Genomic DNA, 20,758 nt, shown 5'->3' on the forward strand with positions numbered 1-20,758 from the left:
TCTTTTGAGAGTGATTTTTGATATACTTCAAGCAATAAAATTTCTAGGAGAGACCTTATGGGAAAATTTGTAAATAGTATAGAAGAATTTTTTTCTTTTTGTGAAGAAAATGATGTTAAATATGTAGATTTAAGATTTACTGACTTAAAAGGAACATGGCACCATGTTACTTACAGAATGAGCGCGGTAAATGAAGGAAACTTGACAAACGGTTTCCCTTTTGATGGCTCTTCTATCGACAAATGGCAGCCTATCAACAAGTCTGATATGCTCTTAAAAGCAGATGTTCCAACAGCATTTTTAGACCCTTTTACAGCAGATCCTACCATCATCGTCTTCTGTGATGTTTATGATATTTACAAAGGGCAGATGTATGAAAAATGCCCTCGTTCTATCGCAAAAGCAGCTTTAAAGCATGCTGAATCTCTAGGTATCGCAGACGCTGCATATTTTGGTCCTGAAAATGAGTTTTTTGTATTTGACGATGTAAGAATCATCGACAACATGAACGAAGCAGGCTACAGAATCGACACTGAAGAGGGTGACTGGAACTCAAACACACACTACGCAGATGGCTACAACACAGGGCACCGTGGTGGCGTAAAGGGTGGTTACTTCCCAGTTGCTCCTATCGATACACAGGTTGACTTAAGAGCTGAGATGATGGACGTACTAGAGCAAGTTGGTCTTGAAGTTGTTCTGGGTCACCACGAAGTTGCACAAGGTCAAGGCGAAATCGGTATCGTTTTCTCTGACATTATCGGTGCAGCAGACAATGTTCAAAAACTAAAGTATGTTGTAAAAATGGTAGCGCACCTCAATGGTAAAACGGCTACATTTATGCCAAAACCACTTTTTGGCGACAACGGAAACGGTATGCACGTACACCAGTCACTTTGGAAAGACGGTAAAAACCTCTTCTACAAAGAGGGGAACTATGCGAACCTTTCAGAGATGGCTCTTCACTATGTTGGCGGTATTTTTAAGCATGCAAAAGCGATTGCATCACTTACAAACCCATCGACTAACTCATACAAGAGACTTATCCCTGGATTTGAAGCTCCTTCGATTTTGACTTACTCTATGCAAAACCGCTCTGCATCTTGCCGTATCCCTTATGGCGCAGGTGAAAAAGCAACGCGTATCGAGATGAGATTCCCAGATTCTACTGCTTGTCCATACCTTGCATTTGCAACGATGATGATGGCTGGACTTGACGGTATCAAAAACAAGACTGTTCCGGTTGGTCCGATGGATGAGGATTTATTTGAACTTACTCTTGATGAGATTCGCGAAAAAGGAATCCCTCAAATGCCTCACACTCTAAGAGAGGCTACTGAAGCACTTATCGCTGATAATGAGTTCTTAAAGCCTGTCTTTACAGATACATTTATCAATGACTACCAGCATTATATGTTTGAGAGACAAATCTGGCCAGATGAGAGCCGCCCAACGGCTTATGAGTTCAAAACAACATATACCTGCTAAAAACATCCCGCATTTTGCGGGATTTTCACAATCATTTCTCTCTTAACCTCCAAATCACTAATCACAAATTTGCTATAATTGCGCAACAATAAGAGTATGTAAGAGTGCATTATTGAAATTCAATTTACAAGGTTTATTATGAAAAATATTCCAGAGGGAAAATACCGTCCCTATCCAAAAATAGATTTGCCAAATAGAAAATGGCCAAACAACAGCATAACAAAAGCTCCAAAATGGTGCAGTGTAGATTTGCGCGATGGCAACCAAGCACTTATCAACCCGATGGACATGAACAAAAAAATTGAACTCTTTGCACTCTTACTCAAAATCGGATTTAAAGAAATCGAGGTTGGCTTCCCCTCTGCTTCTAAAGTAGAGTTTGAGTTTTTACGCCGCCTAGTAAATGACAAGCTTATCCCTGATGATGTAACTGTTCAGGTCTTGGTTCAAGCAAGAGAACACCTTATAGAGAGAACTTTTGAAGCGTTGCAAGGCGTCAAAAAAGCAACTGTACACCTTTACAACTCAACATCTGTTGCACAGAGAAAAATCGTCTTTAAAAAGCAAAAAGAGGAGATTATCGCTCTTGCTTTAGAGGGTGTTGACTTAGTTAAAAAGTACGAAGCAAAGCATGACGGAGAGATTTTTTTGGAGTACTCCCCTGAGAGTTTTACGGGAACTGAGTTAGAGTTTGCGGCAGAAATCTGCAATGCAGTTACAGCAAGATGGGGCATAAGCGAAAAGAGAAAAGTTATCATCAACTTACCTGCAACCGTAGAGATGGCAACACCAAATATCTATGCAGACCAGATAGAGTGGATGAGCGAACACTTAGACAACCGTGAAAATGTCATCATCTCTACCCACACACACAACGACAGAGGCACAAGCGTAGCAGCAACGGAGCTTGCACTTTTAGCTGGAGCCAACAGAGTTGAGGGAACGCTTTTATGTAACGGAGAGAGAACGGGCAACGTCGATATTATCACGCTTGCTCTTAACATGACGACACAGGGCATTGAGTCAAATCTCGATTTTAGCGATGTCACTGAAGTTTTAAAAGTGGTCGAAAAATGCACCGAGATAGAGACACACGTGCGCCATCCATACGTGGGAGAACTTGTCTATACCGCTTTTTCTGGTTCACACCAAGATGCTATCAACAAAGGTTTGGCGTATAGAAAAGCGCAAAAAGAGCCATTTTGGGAAGTGCCCTATCTTCCCATCGACCCAGAGGATGTTGGAAGAAGCTACGAGAGCATCATCCGCATCAACTCCCAATCTGGCAAAGGCGGAGTTGCTTATGTTTTAGAGAAAAACTTTGGTTATCAACTTCCAAAAGCGATGCACCCAGAGGTTGGCAAACTCGTCCAAGATGTAAGCGACAAAAAAGGTCAAGAGCTTAGTTCTGATGAGATTTTAGAGATTTTTACGGAGAACTATTTCAATGTGAAAGAGCATATATCGTTGATTGATTTTACAGTCTCCTCACTCAAAGGGATTTCGAAATGCACTCTTACCTATACCCAAAATGGTATGGAAATCATGGCAGAGGGTGAAGGCAACGGACCCGTTGATGCATGTAAAGATGCTCTTATGAAAAACTATAAAAACGAGTTCTCTATCAACTCCTACTTTGAACACTCTTTTGGCAACAAAAGCTCTGCAAAAGCCATAGCATACATAGAGATAGAGACAAAGACAACCCTATCATGCTTTGGTGTAGGTGCAGACAACGACATAGCAACCGCCTCAGTCAAAGCGCTCTTTTGCGCATTAAATAGAGCATTTCATTAAGTTTGAACGCCAAAGGAAGTAATTTCTTTGGCTCCACTCTCTTTTTCACAAATTATTAGAAGCATTCAAAAAACATTATGCTACAATCTAACACTACAAAACAAAGGATTTCACATGTACAAAACAGTAGTTGCGTTTACTCTTGCTTCTCTCTTCTCTTCTTCCCTTATGGCTTATGACCTTAAGTCAAATATGTTGCTTTTAAATGCGGAGCTTAGTGAAGTTCAAAGAGCTTTTATCTCAAGTGACCAAAAAGGGGTGGATGAGTCTATTAAGCGTTTTGCAAAACATGCACAGGATTTACTTGGAAACAAGGAGAAGTTTGCTGCAATGCTTCCTGAGAAGAAAAAAAACAAGGCTGGAGAAGCAGTTATGAGTGCGCAAATCATTAGCCACAATGTACAAATCATCTTGGATGCGATTGAAAATAAACACAACCAATCAGGGCAAGTTCGCCGTGAAGAGGCACAACGTGCCTATACTTACATAGAACACGCTTGTTTTCGCTGCCACAATATCGTGCGTGACGAGTACTAAAAACACAAGAGCGTTCTCTTAAAAAAGAAGGCTCTCTTGCGTCTCACCTCCCGCATCTATGCGCGGCGGCTTTGATGTGTCACTAAAGTACTCTTTTTCTCCCTTGATAACAATCTCCTTTATCCCCTCTGGAACATCAAACTTTCGTTGTATCTGCGGATAGAGCTCTAAAGCTTTTGTATAGTACATCGCAAATGCCGGACCTGCGATTCTTCCTCCCGTCTCTACTCTGTCCATCGGGGTATTATCATCATTGCCAAACCATACAATCGTCTCTATCGTTGGGGAGTAGCCTGCGAACCATCCATCCATATTGTTGTTGGTTGTTCCTGTTTTTCCTGCTATCTCTATCCCATTTACCTGAGCAGATTTTCCGGTTCCTCGCGTAACAACGTCTCTCAGGAGCGTTGTCATAATGTACGCCTGCGCTGGGCTTGTGATAGTGCGACTCTTATGCTCTTTTTCATAAAGCGTTGTCACCCCTTTTTCTATGCTGTTTATAAGCACTGGTTCAACTTGAACGCCTCCATTTGCAAAAGAGGTGTAGTAGTGCGCGAGTTGTAAAGGAGAGAGTGTGATACTCCCAAGTGCGACCGATAAATCAGGAGGCAGATTTTCTATCCCAAACTTCTTAAGCTCTTTGAGCAGCTGTGGCAAACCTATATCGTTTACAAGGTTTATGGTTGCAAGGTTGCTTGAGTGTACAAGCGCTTCTCTGAGAGTGACAAGTCCTTTATAGCTGTTTTTATAGTTTTTGGGTTGCCATTTTTGCTCTTGCCCATTTTTATAGTAGGTGTAGGTTCGTGCGATATCAACAAGCTCCGTAGCACCGGAATAGCCCAAATCAAGCGCTACTTGATAGATAAAAGGTTTAAATGCAGAACCTGGTTGGCGGCGACCTTGTGTTGCTCTGTTGTAGGAATTTTTTGTGTAATCCACACTGCCAACAAGTGCTAAAATCTCTCCGCTCTTTGGGTTGAGCGAGACCAATGCGCCATTTAAGAGGTCTGTTTTAGTCTCTACCTTCTCTTTGGAGGAGGTACTTGCCTTAATCCTTGCCACAGAGAGGTCATACGCTTTTTTTAGCGACTCTCTTGCTGCTTCTTGCAATTTTAAATCTATGGTCGTATGTATCTCATAGCCGCCTGTTTTAAAGTCAGTGATGCCCATATCTGCAACTCTTCTTGCCACCTCATCGACGATAAAAGGAGCACTGTTTTGTGTGAGTGTGTCATCATAAACTTTTGGCTTTTCAAGTAAAGAGGCAGTATGTGTTGCATCATCTATCCAACCAAGAGAGTGCATTCTCGAGACAACACGATTTGCTCTGCCCATAGATATCTCATAATTTTTTGTAGGGGCATAGGTGCTTGGTGCTTTTGGAAGTCCCACAAGAAGCGCTATCTCTTTGAGTGTGAGTTCACTCAGATTTTTATGAAAGTAGCCATCTGCCGCTGTTTTGATGCCATAGTACCCATGTCCAAAATAGATTTCATTCAGATAACGCTCTAAAATCTCCTCTTTTGTGAGGGAGAGTTCTACTTTGAGCGCGTAGATAACTTCTTTAACTTTACGTGAAATCTTTTTTTCTCTTGTTAAAAGTCTGTTTTTTACAAGCTGCTGTGTGATGGTACTCGCACCCTCCACCAACTTTCCTGCCTGCACGTCTTTGATAACTGCCCTAAAAATCGCATCGACATTGATACCGGGGTGTTCAAAAAAAGTGGTATCTTCGATGGCTAAAAGTGCTTCTATGACACGCGGAGGTATCTCATCAAACTTCGCGTAGTAGCGATGCTCTTCATCAAAAATACTAGCGATTTTCTCACCATTTTTATCATAAATCTTTGTAGTGAGCGGGGGTTTATACTCGATGAGGGAGGAGATGTCATAACTGTACTCTTTGAGAAAGTAGCCAAGTATTGCAAAAGGTGTCAAAACTCCAATAAGCAAGAGTGTAAAAAAAAGATTTCTTATAAATTTCATATTCTAAAGTTCCTATTTGCAAAATTTGCATCTATGAGTGTTTTGGTATAAGCTTCCACGGGGGCTTGCAAGACAGCTTCCATCTCTCCGCTCTCAATGACGTTTCCATCTTTTATAACGCAGATATTTTCGCATAGCATTTTAGCAGAATTCATATCGTGTGTCACAAAAAGCATCTTAAATCCAAGCTTTGCCTGCAACTCTTTTAAAAGATTTAAAATCAAAATCCGCGTTTGCGGGTCGAGTGCTGTTGTGGGTTCATCAAGCAAAAGAAGTTTTGGCTCATGACTAAGCGCCATAGCGATAACCACTCTTTGAAGCTGCCCGCCTGAGAGTTCCGGCGGAAATCTCTCTAAGAGTTGGCTCTCAAGCCCAACCTGTTCAAAAAGCTTTACAACCTTTGGAAGCGGGATAAAAAACTGTTTTTTTATCTTTGTCAAAGGGGAGAGTGCGGTAAAAGGGTTTTGCGGCACAAACGCCAAAGTCTCTCCAGCCACAAGAGTAAAATCGCTCTCATACTTAAGCGTTACATCCATCGTTTGAGGTAACATGCCAAGAAGTGCTTTGATGGTAAGGCTTTTGCCGCTTCCGCTTTGCCCTACAAGTGCGAGTGAAGAGGGGATGTCAAAACTTATGTCAACAAGGGTTTTTGCATCCATAGTGATGCGCAAAGTAGTTATTTTCATGCTTGAAGCTTTACCTGACGACACACATCTCTTAGGTCATCACAACTCACGCCAAGACGTGCTATAAGCCTGACAATCGCCCGCTCAACGGTTGGTTGACGTATGCCACCCACCGCATATCCCATACTTTTAAGCGCATCACGAATCTCTATGACTTTTTCATTATCATTTATGACTATAGGCACGATAAGTCCCTCAACTCGGATACCCAGCTCTTCATAAACGACATCTTGACGTTTTTTTATCTCCTCTTTAAGTAAAGAGCGATTTTGCTGCATATATCGGAGTGCATTGTGTGCCAAAAGCGTGTCATATAAAGAGAGTGCAGTAGCGTAAATAATAGGCTTTGCACGGTTTATAAGATACTCTATGATGTGTGAAGATGCCAAGATAAAAGCACCAAAACTTCCATACGCCTTACCAAGTGTTCCCATCTTGATGTAGTTTGGTTTTATGGGGACGTTGTAGTGGTCAAAAACTCCCATAAGATGCTCCCCGACAACACCGCTGCTATGGGCTTCATCGATTATCAAAAGAGCGTCATGCGCATCGCAGATTTCGAACACCTCTTTTGAGACAAGGTCGCCATCCATGGAGTAAATCCCCTCAACCGCAACTATCTTTCTCTTTGCCTCTGTTGTCTTTAAAAGTTCTTCAAGTTCTTGCATGTCGTTGTGTGCAAAAAATTTGACATTCATACCATTTAACCGTGTCGCCAAAACCCCAGATGCATGGTACTTCTCATCCATAAAAAGCACATCGCCACGTCTTACAAGTGCTTCAATGAGTGCGATGTTGGCATTAAACCCGCTTCCTACAATCACACCCTCTTCAAAGCTGTTTGCCTCGCAAAGTGCCTCTTCAAAATCTTTGTGGATTTGATGGTAGCCATTGACCAAAAGTGAGGCTTTTGCGCTGTGAAGCGGCATCTGGGAGAGTGTTTTGCACGTCGCATCATGTAGCTCTTTGATGTGGGAGAGTCCTAGATAGTCATTTGAGGCGAAGTCTAAAATATCTGGTTGGACAACCTCTCTTGTTCTGTAGCGTTTGGACTTTTTGAGCGCCTCTAGTTCATTTTGGTAGTACATCATCTCACCACGGCTCTATTTCTACCGCCGTTTTTTGCCTCATAAAGGGCTTTGTCGGCTCTTTTAAATGTGCTCTCCAAATCTTCGCCTTTGACATACTCTGTTACACCAAAGCTCATCGTCACTGCTAAAATCTCTTTGTGTTCCTGCACTTTAATGCGTATTTTGTCTGCTATCTTATAGGCATCTGATTTGTTGACATGGGGGAGTATAAGCGCAAACTCTTCGCCACCGATACGACAAAAGATATCGCTGTCTCTTAGGTAGGAGCTTATAAGTTTTGTATATTCTATGAGGACTTTATCCCCGACATCGTGCCCGTAATTGTCGTTAATCTTTTTGAAATGGTCCATATCGAAAATGACAAGTGAGAGTGGGTAGAAGTAGCGATTTGCACTCGCACTCTCTTTTTTTATTTGCTCGTTATAATAGTAGCGGTTTTTGATTTTTGTAAGCGGGTCGGTAATGTTGGTATGTTCAAGCTCATTTTGATAAATCTTTTGCGCGGTAACATCCGATAAAATCGTGCTGTAATGCCCCTTTTCCGCCGATATCAGAGAAGCACTCACTGAAAAATAGTACTCTTTGCCATCATAAACAATTTTAACAAAGTTGTTTTTTGGGTTTTTGATAAGATACTCAAGCCAGTTTTCGCCGTCCATATCTCTGTGTATATACCCCTCTTCTTCAACAAAAAAGTCTGAAATGGAACGATGCTCTTTTTGAAACTCTTCGATTGTGCTGTAGTGGTTAAAATAGCTAAAAAAGGTCTTGTTTGTATCGACGATATTTTGCGCATCCACCACCATCACGATGTTAGAAGAAGAGTCGATGATGTTTTTATAGTACATCTTCTGTTTTTTGTTTCTATAGTAGATAAAATTTCCAAAGATAACCCCAATCGCCATTGCCGCAACGATGGCGATGCCTAGCCATTTGTAGAGAAAAAAGTCCAGATTGACATTTAAAACCTCATCCTGTTTTTTAAACATGATGTAGTAACCGATAGTTTTGTTTTGGATGTTTTTGAGTTTATAGTTGCTTATCACATAGCCATTTTCTATCTTGCGTGGTGTATTGAGATAGTTATGTACCCCATTTCTTCGCAAATACCCCATCAAATCGACAGGAGCATCGATGTTTGCAACATAGTAATCATCCACAAACATTTTCGTGTAGGGGACAACAATAGTTTTTTTATGCTCTTTATCCAAAAGGACAACAGACTCAACCCCTAAACTCCTCATCTGCACAGAGATAGCGTCAAAGCGAGAGAGAACCTCCACCAAACCAACCAACTGCCCATCTTTGGTGATGGGAACGATGGCGCGCATAGAGAGGTCAGAGCCGCACGCACTGATAGACGATATGGGCTTTTCAAGTGAACGTGCTTCTAGGAGGTCTGCTCTTGCGTGATTGCCATTGATGCCGTTTTTTTTGTTCCAACTACTGTAAAGCGTTTGAAGCTCTCCATCAAAGAGGCGTACCCAAATATTTTTCTCCAAACCATTCGTATCAAGCGCGTGGATAAACTGGTCATAATAGTCTTCTTCAAGAGCGTTTTGCTCTATGGCATCGCCAAGCGCTCTTTCGTTTGCGATTGCAAGAGCTATGGCTAGGGTTGCTTTTTGTTTGCTAAGAATCATCTCCTCAGCACGCGTCTGCATCAGTGACGCCTGCTCTTTATAGCTCTGCTCTTTTATTTTGGCATGCTCATCTCTGATAAAATCGATATAGAGCCACGTTATAAGCGCCACAACAAGAACAACGGTAGTTTCAATGGGGTGTAATTTACTCAGTCTCAAGATAGAAATCTCCTCAAAAGCTCTGTGTTAAGCCCCATTGCGGTACTTTCATGACCTTTGACGCTCTTGATGTACTTTTTGCAAAACCCCTCTACCATACACGCTCCCGCCTTTCCACGCCACTCGCCACTTGCAATATACGCCTCTATATCATCAAGATCAAATGCGTCAAAAAGATACTCTGTCGTTGAGATATCGACTATCTTCATGGTTTTGGATTGGTAAATCATGCAGGTAATGATGCTTGTGATGTTGGAGCTTTGCGTCATAAGAATATTTCTTGCGTCACCCGCACATTTGGCTTTGCGCAAAATCTGTCCCCCTGAAGCGACAACCGTATCGGCGACCAAAAGAGGCAAATCATCATATCCAAACGCTTTTAGGTTGGCTTCATACTTTCCAAGCGTTGCCTGATAGACAAAGTTTTTTGGGCAAGAGGCGATAATGCACTCCTCGTCAAAATCAACACTCTGTTGCACAAACGCTATATCCGAATTTCTTAGAAGCTCTGCACGAGTAGGAGAGGAGGAGGCAAGGCGCAACATTTAGAGCGTGCCTGAGAGATAAGTTCCTAAAAAGATAGCGATAACCCCAAGAGCGATATTCAGCGGTACCATCACTTTTCCGATAAGCTCTATCTGGTTTTTTGCTCCCACCATATTGCCCTCATGAAGCATCCTCTCGCCTCTGTTGCGTCGCAGTATCATCACCATAAGGTTTACAAACATCACGCTCCAGATAGCCTCTTTAGCGTAACTAAGAGGTGCAAAATCGCTTTGTGAGAGACCATAGCCCTTGACCATAAAAATGGCAGTAACAAGCAAAATCACTACAAAAGGAACGACAATGGTAAAAAGTCTCTTGAGTGCATAGGCTATATGTTCCAATCTTTTTAGAGGAGATTCTATCTTTAAAAAGGAGTGGTGTGCGGCGTAGCGCATCGCTACCATACCGCCCACCCAGACAACACCGCTGATGACATGCAAAAAGACAAAAAGCGTTTTGTACTCTAAAAAAATATCCTGCATTATGCGAGTATCTCCGTGATAAATTTCAATGCTTCAGCCTTCGCTTCTGCAAGTTTTGTAACATCTTTACCGCCGGCTTGAGCAAAATCTGCTCTGCCGCCCCCGCCGCCGCCAAGAAGCGGAGCTATGTGTTTTATCCAGTCGCCCGCTTTCGCATCGCACCCTTTAACACCCGCCGCCATCATCACTTTGTCATCTTTTACTTGAAATAGGATTGCACAAAGTTTTTCATGCTGATTTTTAAGCTCATCAATCTTCTCTTTGATATCGCCTGCACCAAGCTCATCTACAACAACGCTTACACCGTTGATAAGTTCAGCTTTTATCTCTGTTTTTACACTGTTTTGAACATCTTGAAGCTCTTTTTTCAGCTCTGCTATGTTTGACTTTAGTCTGCTTATACCTGCCATAACATCAAGGTTTTTAACCTCTGCTTCTATCTCTTTGATGAGAACTCTTTGCTCTGCAAAGTGTTGATACGCCGCATGTCCGCAAACCGCTTCTATACGTCTCACACCCGCACTGACACCGCTCTCTTTTGTGATAATAAACGAGCCGATAACCGCCGTGTTTTCTACATGCACGCCGCCGCAAAACTCGACACTCACATCGCCAAAACTGACAACTCGGACTTCATCGCCGTACTTTTCGCCAAACTGAGCTTTTGCACCCGACTTTTTAGCCTCATCAATGCTCATAACCTCTGTTTTGCCACTTATGCCACGCATAATCTCATAGTTTACTCTAGTTTCTATCTCTACAAGTTCTGCATGAGAGAGTGCTTTTGGATGAGAGAAGTCAAATCTAAGTCTCTCTGCTTCCACCAAAGAGCCTGCCTGAGAGATATGGTCACCCAAAACATCAAAAAGAACCGCATGAAGCAAGTGTGTTGCGGAGTGGTGTTTTGTTATCTCGCCCCTTGAGATATCCACAACTGCCTCTACCTCATCACCGACTTTTAGCTCTTTTTCTACTGAAATTTGCGATAAGTTCAGTCCAAAGAATTTTTTAGTGTCAAGCACCTTTGCAAAACCTGCAAGCGCACCGCTATCTCCGCACTGTCCGCCGCTTTGAGCATAAAAAGGAGTAACATCTAAAAATACCCAACCGTTTGCGCCTGAGGAGAGTTTATCTATATGACGGTAGTTTTCATCCAAAAGTGCCAAAACCTTACTTTTATGTTTTGTACTCTCATAGCCCACAAAACTGTTTTCGCCAAATTTCTCTAAAAGCTCTTTAAAATCTCCATGGACTGCATCGTCTCCACTGCCCTTCCAAGCGGCTTTTGCACGGCTTCTCTGCTCTTGCATCAATGTTTCAAATATAGCTAGGTCTAGTTTTAGCTCTTTTTCTCTTAGCATATCTTCAGTTAGGTCAAGTGGGAAACCAAAAGTGTCATAAAGCTTAAACGCAACCTCGCCGCTGAAAATCTCTTTTGTATTTTCAAGTTCAGCATTGAAAAGTTCTATTCCCGATGCGATAGTTTTGAAAAATCTCGCTTCTTCAAGCTCTATCTGCTCTTTTACGGCATTTGATTTTGTCGCCAAATAGTCATACTCTTTGCCCATAATCGCTACAACGGTATCGACAAGTTTGTGCATAAACGGTTCGCTAAATCCAAGCAGATATCCGTGTCTTACTGCACGGCGAAGGATACGGCGAAGAACATAACCACGCCCCTCGTTTGAGAAGTTTACACCCTGAGCAAGCAAGAAAAGCACTGTTCTTATGTGGTCGGCTATAACACGGTACGATGCGCCGCTAGCGTAAAGATACTCTTTGCCTATAAGCGCTTCAACTTTTTTGATGATTGGCATAAAAAGGGATGATGAGTAGTTGCTTGTAACGCCCTCGCTGATGGCAACAACTCTCTCTAGCCCCATACCCGTGTCGATGGATGGTTTTGGCAGTGGAGTAAGTTTGCCGTCCGCACTTCTCTCGTACTGCATAAACACAAGATTCCAAATCTCCAAAAATCTATCGCCGTCTCCGCCCATATAATCTTCTGAACCAGAGAAATTTTCCGCGCCTTGGTCAAAAAAGATTTCGCTACATGGTCCGCACGGCCCCGTGTCACCCATCTGCCAGAAGTTGTCTTTGTCGCCTAAGCGCATGATTCTATCAAGAGCTACATGCTTTTGCCAAAGCTTCTCTGCCTCATCATCGCTCTCATGAACCGTTACCCAGAGTTTCTCTTTTGGAAATTTCAAAACTCCCGTGACAAACTCCCACGCATAGTCAATCGCATCCTCTTTGAAGTAGTCGCCAAAACTAAAGTTACCAAGCATCTCAAAAAAAGTGTGGTGTCTTGCAGTGTAGCCTACATTTTCTAGGTCATTGTGTTTGCCGCCTGCGCGGATACAAGTTTGGCATGAAGTGGCACGAGGATTAGCCGGAGTCGGCACTTCGCCTGTAAAAATCGACTTAAAAGGCACCATGCCAGCATTGTTAAAAAGCAGTGTTGCATCATCAGGCACTAAGGGTGCACTTGCAACTCTTGCGTGGTTTTTTGACTCAAAAAATCTTAAAAACTCTTCTCTAATGTCCATAAACATATCTCTTTTTATAAAATTACGCGATTATATCTAAAAATTATTGAAAGGCACATCTAACAGATAATGACGCTTTTCATCTCCGTCATCTCTTCAATGGCAAAACGTGGACCCTCGCGCCCTACTCCGCTAAGTTTTACACCGCCGTAAGGCTGAATGTCAAAACGGAGTGTGGGCATATCATTTACCACTACACCGCCTGCATCAAGCGCATCTATGGCATCTTTTGCAAGTGCCAAATCGTTTGTAAAAAGAGAAAATTGAAGCCCGTAAGGCGAGTCGTTCATCATCCCACACGCCTCATCAAAACTCTCAACTTTTATCAAAGAGACGATTGGTGCAAAGACCTCTTGACAAACAATCGCCATATCTGAACGCACGTTCGCCATAACACATGGAGAGAAAATTCTCCCCTCTACTTTAGGCTCTAGCAGTGCAACCGCTCCCTCATCTTTGGCGCTTTGAACCCACTCCATCGCTCTTTGGCACGCCTCATCATTTATAAGGGGTCCCATAAAAGTATCTTCATTGTAAGGAGAGCCGACAATAAGTTTTGCGCTCTCCTGCGCCATTTTTGCGGCAAAAGCGTCATAGACTTTTGCATGAACATAGATGCGTTGCAACGAGATACAGACCTGACCAGAGTTGACAAATGCCCCAAGCGCACACCTTTGTGCCGCCAAATCTAAATCGGCACTCACATCTACAAAAGTCGCCGCATTGCCACCAAGCTCTAGTGATACTTTTTTTATCCCTGCACGCTTCGTGATAATCTCTCCAACCCCGACACTCCCAGTAAAGCTAATCACTCTAGGTATATCGCTTGAAACAAGTGCGTCTCCAACCTCAGCATCCCCATAAACCACGCTTAGTGCATCTTTGATGGCATACTTACTCTCGATAAAAAGTTTTGCAAATTTATAGGCGGTAAGCGGTGCTTCTGGTGTCGGTTTTAGCACAACCGCATTGCCCGCTACAAGTGCGGGGGCGATTTTGTGTGCAACAAGATTGAGCGGAAAGTTAAAAGGGGTAATCGCCACAACAACACCGCAAGGAACTCTCTTGAAAAATGCCATCGTCTTTTTTCCGGAAGCAAAAGCGTCGCTGTTTATGGTCTCTCCATGCATGGTGCGCATCGTCTCAGCTGCAAGTGTCACCGTCTCGATGCATCGCTCCACCTCTACCCTTGCAAAAGCGATAGGCTTGCCCACCTCATCGGTAATGGTTTTTGCCATCTCCTCTTTATGCTCTCTTAACTTTTGCGCAACATCCAAAAGCCAACTGCATCGTTTTGCAAGTGTAGTTTTTGCCGCCTCTTTTGCCGCCTCTTTTGCGATGAGAAGTGCCTTTTTTGCGTCATCTGCATCACATAAAGGAGCAAAAGAGACCACCTCGCCGCTATAAGGACTTCTTCTCTCACTCACACGCTCTTTTGTTGCCTCACATGAACCAAAATAGACACCAGCTCTCATAAAAATTCTCCTACACTTACATTTTTTTATGTTATTATAATACAAAAAGAAGAAGGAGAGGACTTATGGAAGTAACTCGCTATATATACCAATCACCTTATTCACAACCCATTCAGTTTGGACGACCAGAGACAAGTACAAATGCCAACGCAAGCCAAACCGATACAGGCAGTAACCCAGTAGCAAATGTCGTTTCACTTGAGAGCAAAACAGAGCAAGAGAGTACACTAAGCACAAACCCAAATAACTTGCTAGACCTCTACGCATGAGAGGGCTCTTTTTAACACTCGCTCTGCTGAGTTCACTCTTTAGTGCAGACCTGCCTTGGCTTCACGACTACGACACAGCCATCAAACAAGCACAAAAAGAGAAAAAAGAGATATACCTTTTCATCGGTGCCGATGTTTGCAGATGGTGCGATAGGTTTAAAGAGATGACACTTTCTAAAAAAGATGTTATCGCCAGACTTGAAAAAGAGTACGTACTTCTCTACCTCTCAAGAGACAGACATAAAATCCCAAACCACTTTACCACGCAAGGCGTACCGAGACACTACTTTTTAAAGAGTGACGGAACTATCATCTATGAAGACAGAGGAAGTAGAGAGGCGGATGGTTTTTTAAGCCTGCTTGATGAGGTTGAGTTAAAAAAAGCCCATTAAATCGTAATATTCTCCAAATGCCAAATCTCCAGTGGTGTTACGATGATAGCGTCATACATATAGTCCATGGTATGCAAGCCATTTTTTTTAAGGTAAACATCGCCTGTTTTAAGTAGTTTTGAGAGTTTGGATTTGGTGATGTTTTGGATGGCTAGTTCGTAGTCAAGCGCACTTTTTACCTCAACAAAGTGCAAAACTTTATCTTTGGTTGCGATAATATCTATCTCGCCAAAGCGGGAGGAGAAGTTGCGTTCAACTACCACAAACCCTTTTTCTAAAAGGTATGCGTATGCCCGCTCTTCTGCATAGTCCCCTTTGGCTCTGCTCATTTAGAGGTTTACCACTTCCACTTTTACGGATTTGAAAGCTGCCGTAAGTATAAGCTCGTCTCTCTCATCCCCAAAGAGCGAGTTGATTTTGGAGTCGGCATAGTGAAATGTTACAAAAAGCGTCTTTGGTGCGACTTTGTCACTAAAGCGGATTTTAAGCGGTTTTGTCTCCCCATGTACAGTTTTAAGGATTACTCTCTCGCTTGTAAAATCCGCCATATCTTCCTCACAAACCAGTAAAATATCCTCATCGTATCTATCAACAAGGCTTAGTGTCTGTTTTGTTTGTGCGGCATTGTTGTACATCGCTATGGTTCTGCCCGTTGTGAGGTAGTAGCCGCTTAATCTCTTTTCAACTATCTCTTGCACCATTCCACGGAGTTTGTACTGATGATAGTGAAATTCACCTAAACCGTCATCCGTTCTAAAGTCAAGCTGATGGAGTATCGGGGTATCTTCTGTATGAACAGGCCACTGAAGCCCTCTTTTTCTGTGTCGCTCCAGTCTGACATAAGATGCTCCGCTAAAACGGTGGTAGGCTACCTTGCGCACCTCATCCCAAATTTCATTGGAGTTTTTATAAGCACTCTCTCCACCCATTTTGTTGTCTAACATCTGAAGCACTTCCCAGTCATCTGGCAAATCAGACTCTACAAGAGGTTGTGATAGGTGTAGTCTTCTCATCGCATTAATGTAAACGCCCGTCTTCTCATACGCCGATTTTACGCCCACGATGATGTCTGCTTTTGCGGTGATATCTGTTACAAAAAGCTCCTGCACCATTATAAGCTCAAGGTTTTGCAAAGCTCTGTCTATTTTGTTTAGGTTTGGATGGATATGCGTCAAATCTTCTCCAACATTGATAACCGCCTTTAACCGTCCCTCAAGCATCTCATCAACAAGCTCCGGCGTCATAAGACCGACCTCTTTTGGCACTTGATAGTCTGGGTCATAGTATGGAAGCATCCCCATATCACAAGCTCCTTGAACATTATTTTGCCCACGAAGCGGCATAAGTCCTGCTCCCGCTTTACCGATGTTACCCGTCATAAGAGCAAGATGCGTTATCGCCATAACCGCATAAGAGCCGTCTACATGCTCCGTAATTCCAAGTCCCCAAAAGATCATAGACTTTTTAAGCGCATACTCTCTTGCCACTTTTGGTATCATCTTGCTTAGTTGTTCATACCCCTCAACCTGCTCAAAATATTTCGGATTTGCAAAAGGGTCGTTTATGATCTTTTCTCTAAACTCTGCAAAACCTTTTGTGCGCTCGGCAACAAAGCTTTCATGATAGAGATCTTCGCTTATGATGACATAGGCGAGCATGTTAAGAACAAGCAGATTTGCCTCGTAGGGGATGATGGCTTTGTACTTTGCAAATTTGTGAAGTTTTATCTCTCTGACATCAAAAACCGCCATATTGTCGTGCTTTTGCGCTACTTCCACGATACGATTTGCGATGATTGGATGTGCTTCTGTCGTGTTAGAGCCTATCACTATCATAAACTCGCAGTTGTAGATATCATTGTAAGGGTTGGTTGCAGCCCCCTCGCCGATGGTTGTACGCATCCCTTTTAAGGACGGTGAGTGGCAAACTCTTGCACAGTTATCGACATGCGGCGAGTTAAGCGTATGACGAGTAAATTTTTGGAAAAGATAAACGCTCTCGCATGAAGTCCTAGCCCCGCCGATGGAAGCGACACTTTTGCGTCCATACTTTGCCTGAATCTCTTTTAGCTTCATAGCCGCAGCAGTCGTTGCAGCATCAAGGTCGCTCTCATACCAAACATCATCAAACTCTACCAAAGAGGAAGCTATAGTCTCTTTAATGGAAGGATTTTTCTCTAAAAAGCTCTTTTTAATTCGTGGGATTCTCAAACGTTCTTTTGAGTCAACAAAATCAAATCCGTACTTTCCCTTGACACAAAGCTTGCCTTGTGAGACGACACCATCTTTGTGTGCAAAAATCCTAACGATTTTATTATCTTTTACATCGGCTGCTATATCGCATCCGACACCGCAGTAGGTACAAACGCTATCTATTGTTTTTGTGTTTTCCATAAAGTTAGCTCCTTTGAGTGAGTGAGTGTATAATTTTTTCTTTTAAAAAATCAGGAAATAGATTGAGTAATCTAATAATAGTGTAAAATCTAAAAGGAAACGGATAGTACCGTTTCTCTTTTGCTATGGCATCATAGATTCTTTTTGCACCCGCCTCGGTACTTAGAAAAAACGGCATCTTAAAGCTGTTTTTATCGGTTATTTCACTCTTGATAAATCCGGGTAAAATGTTGATAACTTTTATCCCCTCTTTTTTGTATTTGTATCTCAACCCCTCTGCATAGGCGTTTAATGCTCTTTTGGATGTGCTGTAGGCTAAGGAGGTAGGCATTGTGATGAGCGAAGCCAAAGAGGAGATAAAGACGATTTTTCCGCCTCTTTTTGCTCTAAAGTGCGGTAGTAAAACCTCTAAAATCGCATGATTGGAGAGGAGATTTGCATCAAAGAGTTTTTGAAAATCATCCATGGGAGTAATCTCTAGCGAGTGTCCAAGCGAAACACCGGCGTTTAAGATAACCATGTCCACATCCCCAATTGCTCTAATTTTTTCTTGAAGCAGAGCAAAGCCAGTAACATCGGCAGTCACAATCTCCACACTTAAAGCCTCTTTTTCAAGCTCCTTGCAGAGTGTTTGCAGCCGCCCTTCTCTTCTGGCAAGGAGAAAAAGCTCGTTGTCTTTAGTAGCATAAAGCCTCGCCAACGCCTCTCCGATACCACTGCTAGCTCCAGTTATGAGGATTTTCACCTTGTTTATACAATCCTAATCATGACAGGTCTTTGGTTGACAAACTCAAGCCCCTCAATAGAATTGATGAGATTTTGGATGTCATGTTCGTACGCTGTGTGTGTCGAGATAAGGAGGTTTGCGCTGTCACTTGAAGCTTGTCTTTGTAAAATCGCCTCGATAGAGATACTGTTTTCTTCAAATATCTTCGTAATGCGTGCCAAAACGCCTATCTTGTCGGAGACATTGATACGCAAATAGTATTTGGACTCTATATTGCCCGCCTCTTTAAGCGTAAGTTTGCCCTCCATCGGTCTGTCAAAACCAAGCATAGGTTTGCTTTTTCCGCTTCTTGCTATATCTATGATGTTCGCAACAACTGCACTCGCTGTTGCATTGCCGCCCGCTCCTGCTCCATAGTAGAGTGTTTCGCCAACTTTATCACCCACAACGCTTATGCCATTCATAACGCCATCTATCTTTGCTATCATCGCCTCTTTTTTGATGAGAGATGCATGAACCCTAAGCTCAACTTCGTTTTTATCTTTTTTTGCGATTCCAAGAAGTTTTATGACATAACCGAACTCTTTGGCAAATGCGATGTCATCTTGAGAGATATTTTGTATCCCTTCAATAAGGATATCTTCTGGTTTTGCATCGATTCCGTAAGCTATGCTTGCTAAGATAAGCAGTTTGTGCGCTGCATCATATCCACCCACATCAAAAGTAGGATCTGCCTCTGCATAGCCAAGCTCTTGCGCCTCTTTTAAAATAGCATCATAAGCAACACCCTCGTTGGTCATCTTCGTCATCATGTAGTTACAAGTTCCGTTCATGATGCCCATGATGGACTCTATGTGGTTTGCGGACAAACCGTCACGCAGTGCATTGATGATGGGGATACCGCCTGCGACACTTGCCTCATACTCAAAAGCGATATCTTGCGCAATCTCTTGAAGCTCGTAACGGTGATATGCTAAGAGTGCCTTGTTTGCAGTGACAACTGCTTTGCCGTTTTTAAGCGCACGTTTTACTATCTTAAGGGGCTCTTCCACACCGCCCATAAGCTCCACGACAATATCTATCTCTTTATCTTCTAAAACATCATCAACATTATCTGAAATCTTGATACCCAAAGAGCTTCTGTCTTTGCTTAGATTTTTGACGACACCGCTTTTTGCGACTATATCGACACCTGCACGTGCAGAGATAACATCTGCATTATCTCTTAAGATATTGACAACACTCGCACCTACAGTTCCAACACCGATGATTCCGACTTTTATCATACTATTTTTTTTCGTCTTGATATTTTTTCAAAAACTCTTTGATATTGCGTGCTGCCTGACGGATACGGTTGTCATTTTCTATAAGTGCAATACGAACATACTCATCGCCGTAAACCCCAAAACCAATCCCCGGAGCAACCGCAACACCTGCCTCTTTAAGAAGTCTCTTTGAAAACTCCAATGAACCCAACTCTTTACAACAATCAGGTATTTTTGCCCAGACAAACATACTTGCCTGATTTTTTCTGATATGCCAGCCTGCTCTCTCAAACGCATCAAGAAGCACCTCTTGGCGATGGTTGTACTTATCAGTAATCTCTTGAACACACTGCTGATCACCGTTAAGTGCGATAGTAGCCGCAACTTGGATAGGAGTAAACATACCATAATCAAGCCACGATTTGATTTTTTGAAGTGCACCTATGAGTTTTTTGTTTCCTACAAAGAAGCCTACACGCCAGCCTGCCATATTGTAGCTCTTAGAGAGCGTAAAACTCTCAACCGCCACATCTTTAGCTCCCTCAACACTCATAATAGATGGCGTTACATAGCCGTCAAACGTGATGTCGCCATAAGCGATGTCGCTGATGATGTAAAATCTCTTCTCTTTTGCCATAGCAACAAGACGCACATAAAAATCTTGTGTTACAGTCGCCGTTGTCGGATTGTGAGGGAAGTTTACCAGAACGTATTTTGGCTTAGGAGAGCTCTCTTTGAAAACTCTATCCAAATCTTCAAAAAATTTATCCTCGTTAAGCTTGTAGTCCTCATCAAACTCGATGCCAAATTTAGCGACATTGCCACCCGCTAAAATGAAAGAGTACTCATGAATCGGGTAAGTCGGATCCGGAACAATCGCCACATCACCTGGGTTTGTAATAGCGTACGCTAAGTGTGCATACCCCTCTTTGGAACCCATTGTCGCAACACACTCAGTCGCAGGGTCTAACTCACAGCCATATCTTCTTAGGTACCAATTGGATATCGCCACAAGAAGCTTTGGAATTCCCTTTGAAACAGAGTAACCATGTGTTTTTGTCTTTTGGGCAGATTCGATAAGTTTTTCTCGGATATGTTCAGGAGTGTCCCCATCAGGATTTCCCATAGAAAAATCTATTACATCTACTCCAGCTCTACGCTCTGCCATTTTAAGTTCATTCACCTCAGCAAAAACGTACTTTGGCAACCGTTTCATTCTATCAAACTGTATCTCATCAAACATGATTTTTCCTACTCAAATAATTAGCGACAT

The 20,758-nt window shown here is 42.6% G+C and carries 18 protein-coding genes; 5 read left to right on the forward strand and 13 right to left on the reverse strand.

Annotated features, from left to right (window positions below; all coding sequences use genetic code 11):
• The first annotated feature begins 57 nt into the window (after positions 1-57).
• The 3 genes from glnA to AC6H4V_RS10770 all read left to right on the forward strand — a co-directional run bounded on the left by glnA (position 58) and on the right by AC6H4V_RS10770 (position 3,822).
• Positions 58-1,488, forward strand: coding sequence for a type I glutamate--ammonia ligase (glnA, locus tag AC6H4V_RS10760; RefSeq protein ID WP_428729958.1), 1,431 nt, complete (start codon positions 58-60; stop codon positions 1,486-1,488).
• A gap of 138 nt (positions 1,489-1,626) precedes the next feature.
• Complete coding sequence (gene leuA / locus AC6H4V_RS10765) at positions 1,627-3,285, forward strand: 2-isopropylmalate synthase (protein ID WP_497606838.1); 1,659 nt, start codon at positions 1,627-1,629, stop codon at positions 3,283-3,285.
• Positions 3,286-3,399: 114 nt separating this feature from the next.
• A complete protein-coding gene (locus AC6H4V_RS10770) occupies positions 3,400-3,822 on the forward strand; it encodes a hypothetical protein (protein ID WP_428729960.1) in 423 nt (140 codons plus the stop codon).
• An 18-nt stretch (positions 3,823-3,840) separates the two neighbouring features.
• On the opposite strand, the gene AC6H4V_RS10775 is transcribed toward AC6H4V_RS10770, so the two are convergent.
• The 8 genes from AC6H4V_RS10775 to AC6H4V_RS10810 are packed head-to-tail and all read right to left on the reverse strand — an operon-like array spanning position 3,841 to position 14,439.
• Positions 3,841-5,808 (reverse strand): penicillin-binding protein 1A, encoded by a 1,968-nt coding sequence (locus AC6H4V_RS10775; protein ID WP_428729961.1) that lies wholly within the window; start codon positions 5,806-5,808, stop codon positions 3,841-3,843.
• Positions 5,805-6,494, reverse strand: coding sequence for an ATP-binding cassette domain-containing protein (locus AC6H4V_RS10780; RefSeq protein WP_497606839.1), 690 nt, complete (start codon positions 6,492-6,494; stop codon positions 5,805-5,807). Before AC6H4V_RS10780 ends, AC6H4V_RS10775 begins: the two co-directional genes overlap by 4 nt.
• Positions 6,491-7,582 carry an aminotransferase class I/II-fold pyridoxal phosphate-dependent enzyme gene (locus tag AC6H4V_RS10785; protein ID WP_497607934.1) on the reverse strand — a complete coding sequence of 364 codons (1,092 nt, stop codon included), beginning with the start codon at positions 7,580-7,582 and terminating at the stop codon, positions 6,491-6,493. The genes AC6H4V_RS10780 and AC6H4V_RS10785 overlap by 4 nt, the downstream gene beginning before the upstream one ends.
• Positions 7,582-9,387: a diguanylate cyclase gene (locus AC6H4V_RS10790; RefSeq protein WP_497606840.1), complete on the reverse strand. Its 1,806-nt coding sequence runs from the start codon at positions 9,385-9,387 to the stop codon at positions 7,582-7,584. The genes AC6H4V_RS10785 and AC6H4V_RS10790 overlap by 1 nt, the downstream gene beginning before the upstream one ends.
• Positions 9,384-9,932, reverse strand: a complete 549-nt coding sequence (gene maf / locus AC6H4V_RS10795) for a septum formation inhibitor Maf (RefSeq protein ID WP_497606841.1) — start codon at positions 9,930-9,932, stop codon at positions 9,384-9,386. Before maf ends, AC6H4V_RS10790 begins: the two co-directional genes overlap by 4 nt.
• The gene (locus AC6H4V_RS10800; RefSeq protein ID WP_300693430.1) at positions 9,933-10,415 is read right to left on the reverse strand and encodes a hypothetical protein; all 483 of its coding nucleotides are present in this window, start codon (positions 10,413-10,415) and stop codon (positions 9,933-9,935) included.
• The gene (gene alaS / locus AC6H4V_RS10805; protein ID WP_497606842.1) at positions 10,415-12,964 is read right to left on the reverse strand and encodes an alanine--tRNA ligase; all 2,550 of its coding nucleotides are present in this window, start codon (positions 12,962-12,964) and stop codon (positions 10,415-10,417) included. Before alaS ends, AC6H4V_RS10800 begins: the two co-directional genes overlap by 1 nt.
• Before the next feature lie 59 nt (positions 12,965-13,023).
• Positions 13,024-14,439, reverse strand: coding sequence for an aldehyde dehydrogenase family protein (locus AC6H4V_RS10810; RefSeq protein ID WP_497606843.1), 1,416 nt, complete (start codon positions 14,437-14,439; stop codon positions 13,024-13,026).
• A gap of 65 nt (positions 14,440-14,504) precedes the next feature.
• On the opposite strand from AC6H4V_RS10810, the gene AC6H4V_RS10815 reads away from it, so the two are divergent.
• Together AC6H4V_RS10815 and AC6H4V_RS10820 are read left to right on the forward strand one after the other, a co-directional pair.
• Positions 14,505-14,708 (forward strand): hypothetical protein, encoded by a 204-nt coding sequence (locus AC6H4V_RS10815; protein ID WP_428729968.1) that lies wholly within the window; start codon positions 14,505-14,507, stop codon positions 14,706-14,708.
• Positions 14,705-15,100 (forward strand): thioredoxin family protein, encoded by a 396-nt coding sequence (locus AC6H4V_RS10820; protein WP_428729969.1) that lies wholly within the window; start codon positions 14,705-14,707, stop codon positions 15,098-15,100. Before AC6H4V_RS10815 ends, AC6H4V_RS10820 begins: the two co-directional genes overlap by 4 nt.
• Here AC6H4V_RS10820 and AC6H4V_RS10825 read toward each other — a convergent pair.
• The 5 genes from AC6H4V_RS10825 to AC6H4V_RS10845 are packed head-to-tail and all read right to left on the reverse strand — an operon-like array spanning position 15,097 to position 20,728.
• Positions 15,097-15,429: a YraN family protein gene (locus AC6H4V_RS10825; protein ID WP_497606844.1), complete on the reverse strand. Its 333-nt coding sequence runs from the start codon at positions 15,427-15,429 to the stop codon at positions 15,097-15,099. The genes AC6H4V_RS10820 and AC6H4V_RS10825 overlap by 4 nt on opposite strands.
• The gene (locus AC6H4V_RS10830) at positions 15,430-17,493 is read right to left on the reverse strand and encodes a molybdopterin oxidoreductase family protein (RefSeq protein ID WP_497606845.1); all 2,064 of its coding nucleotides are present in this window, start codon (positions 17,491-17,493) and stop codon (positions 15,430-15,432) included.
• A 4-nt stretch (positions 17,494-17,497) separates the two neighbouring features.
• A complete protein-coding gene (locus AC6H4V_RS10835) occupies positions 17,498-18,238 on the reverse strand; it encodes an SDR family NAD(P)-dependent oxidoreductase (RefSeq protein ID WP_497606846.1) in 741 nt (246 codons plus the stop codon).
• Between the two features lie 5 nt (positions 18,239-18,243).
• A complete protein-coding gene (locus AC6H4V_RS10840) occupies positions 18,244-19,506 on the reverse strand; it encodes a homoserine dehydrogenase (protein WP_497606847.1) in 1,263 nt (420 codons plus the stop codon).
• A 1-nt stretch (position 19,507) separates the two neighbouring features.
• Positions 19,508-20,728, reverse strand: coding sequence for an LL-diaminopimelate aminotransferase (locus tag AC6H4V_RS10845; protein WP_497606848.1), 1,221 nt, complete (start codon positions 20,726-20,728; stop codon positions 19,508-19,510).
• Between the last annotated feature and the right edge of the window lie 30 nt (positions 20,729-20,758).

The organism is Sulfurimonas lacustris (assembly GCF_059705355.1).